General features: G+C 51.6%; 2 tRNA genes and 2 rRNA genes (1 of these 4 cut by a window edge). All 4 read right to left on the bottom strand.

Features of this window, described 5'->3' with window-relative positions:
- Nucleotides 1-1,874, bottom strand: a 23S ribosomal RNA gene (locus tag H8S57_RS16585) (it extends 967 nt beyond the left edge of the window).
- A 275-nt stretch (nt 1,875-2,149) separates the two neighbouring features.
- Nucleotides 2,150-2,225: transfer RNA gene (locus H8S57_RS16580), tRNA-Ala, on the bottom strand.
- Nucleotides 2,226-2,234: 9 nt separating this feature from the next.
- Nucleotides 2,235-2,311, bottom strand: a tRNA-Ile gene (locus H8S57_RS16575).
- A 100-nt stretch (nt 2,312-2,411) separates the two neighbouring features.
- Nucleotides 2,412-2,500, bottom strand: a 16S ribosomal RNA gene (locus tag H8S57_RS16570); the annotation flags it as partial.

The following is a 2,500-nucleotide window of genomic DNA, read 5'->3' as shown; positions in this document are numbered from 1 at the left end:
CTACCTTAGGACCGTTATAGTTACGGCCGCCGTTTACTGGGGCTTCGATTCAAAGCTTCGCTTGCGCTAACCTCTCCTCTTAACCTTCCAGCACCGGGCAGGCGTCAGCCCCTATACGTCATCTTTCGATTTAGCAGAGACCTGTGTTTTTGGTAAACAGTCGCTTGGGCCTATTCGCTGCGGCCTCCCGTAGGAGGCTCCCCTTATCCCGAAGTTACGGGGTCATTTTGCCGAGTTCCTTAACAACCCTTCTCCCGTTGGCCTTAGGATTCTCTCCTCATCTACCTGTGTCGGTTTGCGGTACGGGCACCTTAGCATACCACATGCCTTTTCTCGCCACAGAGCATCGCGGGCTTCCCTACTAAATTTCGGTCCCTTACGCCCGGGTCAACCAACGCCCGGGTCCCGCTATCTCCATGTGTCAGCATGCTTAAGTTTCGGTGGCTACGGAATTTCTACCGTATGTGCATCGACTACGCCTTTCGGCCTCGCCTTAGCTCCCGGCTTACCTTGGGCGGACGAACCTTCCCCAAGAAACCTTAGATTTTCGGCCATTATGATTCCCACATAATTCTCGCTACTCATTCCGGCATTCTCACTCGAATACAGTCCACCGCTGCTTCCGCTGCGACTTCACCCCGTATTCGACGCTCCCCTACCCCTGTCCTAAGACAAGCCCAAGCTTCGGTTACATGCTTAGCCCCGTTATATTTTCCGCGCAGAGTCACTCGACCAGTGAGCTATTACGCACTCTTTTAATGAGTGGCTGCTTCTAAGCCAACATCCTGGTTGTTTTCGCAACTCCACATCGTTTTCCACTTAGCATGTATTTGGGACCTTAGCTGTGGGTCTGGGCTGTTTCCCTTTTGACCACGAGACTTATCTCACGTAGTCTGACTGCTAGTCATCAATTAGCCGGCATTCAGAGTTTGATAGGGTTCAGTAACCTTATCGGCCCCTAGCCCATTCAGTGCTTTACCTCCGGTAATCTAAACTAACGCTAGCCCTAAAGCTATTTCGGGGAGAACCAGCTATCTCCGAGTTCGATTGGAATTTCACCGCTACCCACAAGTCATCGCCGGTCATTGCAACGAACGTGCGTTCGGTCCTCCATGGGGTTTTACCCCCACTTCAACCTGCTCATGGGTAGGTCACCCGGTTTCGGGTCTATTGCCACTGACTTTATACGCGCTATTAACACTCGGTTTCCCTTCGCCTCCGGTACTGAATACCTTAAGCTCGCCAGTAACAATAACTCGCCGGACCATTCTACAAAAGGTACCTCATCAACCATTAACGGTCTTTGAGTGCTTGTAAGCACAAGGTTTCAGGTTCTGTTTCACTCCCCTCCCGGGGTCCTTTTCACCTTTCCCTCACGGTACTGCTCCTCTATCGGTCATCAGGTAGTATTTAGGGTTGGAGGGTGGTCCCCCCAGTTTCCCACGGGGTTTCACGTGTCCCGCGGTACTCTGGAACTCGACTGACAGGATTCGGTTTTCACTTACGGGGCTGTCACCCGCTCTGGCTGGCCTTCCCATACCATTCAGTTAACCTATCCTGTCGTTGTGTCGGTCCACAACCCCGGTGGATAAATCCACCGGTTTGCCCTCTTCCGCGTTCGCTCGCCACTACTAGCGGAATCTCTGTTGATTTCTCTTCCTCGCCCTACTTAGATGTTTCAGTTCAGGCGGTTCCCCACCTACGCCTATTTGATTCAACGCAGGCTGACAGAGTATTGCTCTGCCGGGTTTCCCCATTCGGAAATCTGCGGGTCAAAGCTTATGTGCAGCTCACCGCAGCTTATCGCAGCTTGTCACGTCCTTCTTCGGCTCCTGATGCCAAGGCATTCCCCTTGCGCTCTTATTAGCTTGACCTTAGTAGAACAACCTCTTCAGCTGTTCTCTATTGGATCATGAATTATGCAGGCTTCACAGAAGATGTCAATTTTTTTGGCTCATTGTTTCTACCCTACTAGAACGGCTTTCGCCATTCTATTATTTGTTCCACAACATTGCTGTTAATTGCCCTCTGTTGCTTGCTTCATCATACTTCATTCTACATTGTTCAGTTTTCAAGGTGCCAGCTTCCGGCCATCCAGGCCAGATCAAAGTGCTCAACCATTCCCGTTGAACACTTTGATCCAGTCTCATGGTGGAGGTAATCGGACTCGAACCGGTGACCCCCTGCTTGCAAAGCAGGTGCTCTACCAACTGAGCTATACCCCCCTAAGAAGGTGGTGGGCCCAAGTGGACTCGAACCACCGACCTCACGATTATCAGTCGTGCGCTCTAGCCAGCTGAGCTATGGGCCCGTGCGTACACCCTCTAAATTAAACAACGTGACCCTCTTCACCAGAAAAGTCTGACCTTAGGACGTTACGATAAGATATCCTCTTACCGATGTCTCCTTAGAAAGGAGGTGATCCAGCCGCACCTTCCGATACGGCTACCTTGTTACGACTTCACCCCAATTATCGAACCCACCTTCGGCCGCGCCCCCC

Source organism: Lawsonibacter hominis (assembly GCF_014287895.1).
Taxonomy (GTDB): domain Bacteria; phylum Bacillota; class Clostridia; order Oscillospirales; family Oscillospiraceae; genus Lawsonibacter_A; species Lawsonibacter_A hominis.
Note: the sequence above shows the minus strand (reverse complement) of the source record. Positions and strands in the feature narration are given on the sequence as shown.